At 71.0% G+C, this 1,833-nt stretch carries 3 protein-coding genes; all 3 read left to right on the top strand.

Translation table 11 applies throughout. From position 1 onward, the window contains the following. On the top strand, positions 1-570 hold a 570-nt coding region (nuoI, locus tag L615_RS03455; RefSeq protein ID WP_145724132.1), incomplete at its 5' end, for an NADH-quinone oxidoreductase subunit NuoI. Further along, the gene (locus L615_RS03460) at positions 567-1,412 is read left to right on the top strand and encodes an NADH-quinone oxidoreductase subunit J (RefSeq protein WP_145724133.1); all 846 of its coding nucleotides are present in this window, start codon (positions 567-569) and stop codon (positions 1,410-1,412) included. The genes nuoI and L615_RS03460, both read left to right, overlap by 4 nt. Then, entirely contained in the window at positions 1,409-1,702 is a 294-nt protein-coding gene (nuoK, locus tag L615_RS03465) for an NADH-quinone oxidoreductase subunit NuoK (RefSeq protein ID WP_028657193.1), read from the top strand. Before L615_RS03460 ends, nuoK begins: the two co-directional genes overlap by 4 nt. Positions 1,703-1,833: the final 131 nt, after the last annotated feature.

The raw sequence follows: 1,833 nt of genomic DNA on the forward strand, positions 1-1,833 counted from the left end.
ACGCTCAAGGAGCAGCTCTGGGACCCGGTCGCCGGGTTCGGGGTCACCTTCCGGACGATGTTCCGCAAGGTGGTCACCGAGCAGTATCCCAAGGAGAAGCTGCCGACCGCGCCGCGCTTCCACGGCCGCCACCAGCTCAACCGCTGGCCCGACGGCCTGGAGAAGTGCGTGGGCTGCGAGCTGTGCGCGTGGGCCTGCCCGGCGGACGCCATCTACGTCGAGGGTGCCGAGAACCGGGACGACCTGGGCGACGGCGAGTCCGGCCGCTACTCCGCCGGGGAGCGCTACGGCCGCGTCTACCAGATCAACTACCTGCGCTGCATCCTGTGCGGGCTGTGCATCGAGGCGTGCCCGACGCGCGCGCTGACGATGACCAACGAGTACGAGCTCGCCGACGACAGCCGCGCCAGCCTCATCTACGAGAAGTCCGACCTGCTGGCACCGCTGCTGCCCGGCATGCAGGCGCCGCCGCACGCGCAGCTGCTCGGCAACGACGACGCCTACTACCGCGGCGACTACCAGCAGCCGGTGCCGGTCCCCGCCGTCCCGGGCGAGGGGGCCGCGCAGTGACCGCCTTCTGGATCCTCGCCCCGATCATGGTGGCCGCGGCGCTGGGCCTGCTGTTCGTCCGCAAGGCCGTGCACGCCGCGCTGCTGCTGGCGGTCGTGATGATCAGCCTCGCGGTGCTCTACGCGGTGCTCGAGGCGCCCTTCCTGTTCGCGGTGCAGATCATCGTCTACACCGGCGCCATCCTGATGCTCTTCCTGTTCGTGCTGATGCTGGTCGGCGTCGACGCGTCCGACTCGGTCGTCGAGACGATCAGGGGCCAGCGGGCGCTGGCCTGGTTCACCGGGCTCGCGTTCGTGGTGGTGATGGTGGTCGGGTTCAGCCAGCTGACCTTCGGCACCGCGGTCGGCCTCGACGAGGCGAACGCCGGCGGCAATGTGCAGGCGCTGGCCAACCTGCTGTTCTCGCGCTACGTGTTCATCTTCGAGGTGACCAGCGCGCTGCTGATCACCGCGGCGGTGGGGGCGATGGTGCTCGCGCACCGCGAGCGGCTCACGCCGCGTCGTACCCAGGCGGACATCGCGGCCGACCGAGTCCGCGCGTACGCCGAGACCGGGGCGCACCTCGGGCCGCTGCCGCCCCCGGGCGTCTACGCCCGCCACAACGCGGTCGACACCCCGGCCCTGCTGCCCGACGGCAGCCCGGCCCCGGCGTCGGTGTCCCGGGTGCTCGCCGCCCGCGGCACGATGCAGGCCACCGGCCTGAAGGACATCGAGGCGATCAAGGACCAGCTGGGCGTCGAGCCCGCCGAGGTGCCGGAGACGGCCGGCCGGACGGCTGCGACCGGCTCCACGGAGGAGAACGCCGCGCCGATCGGCTCGGCCGCACAGGAGGTGGAGGAGTGACCGAGTACGTCGTGCTCAGCGCGATCCTCTTCACGATCGGCTCGATCGGGGTGCTCACCCGGCGCAACGCGATCGTCGTGTTCATGTGCGTCGAGTTGATGCTCAACGCCTGCAACCTCGCCTTCGTCGCGTTCGCCCACCAGCACGGCAACCTCGACGGCCAGGTCGCCGCCTTCTTCGTGATGGTGGTCGCGGCGGCCGAGGTCGTGGTCGGGCTGGCGATCATCATGACCATCTTCCGCACCCGACGCTCGGCCTCGGTCGACGACGCCAGCCTGCTGAAGTTCTGAGGACGTTCCATGCACGCACTCTCCGCACTCGCGCTCGCCTCGAGCGAGACGCACGTCCCGGTGGTCGCCCCCGCCGAGGCCGACGGCGTCCTCGGCCTGCTGTGGCTGGTCATCGCGCTGCCGCTCGCCGG

This window comes from Nocardioides sp. J9, assembly GCF_007829375.1.
In the GTDB taxonomy this organism is placed as follows: domain Bacteria; phylum Actinomycetota; class Actinomycetes; order Propionibacteriales; family Nocardioidaceae; genus Nocardioides.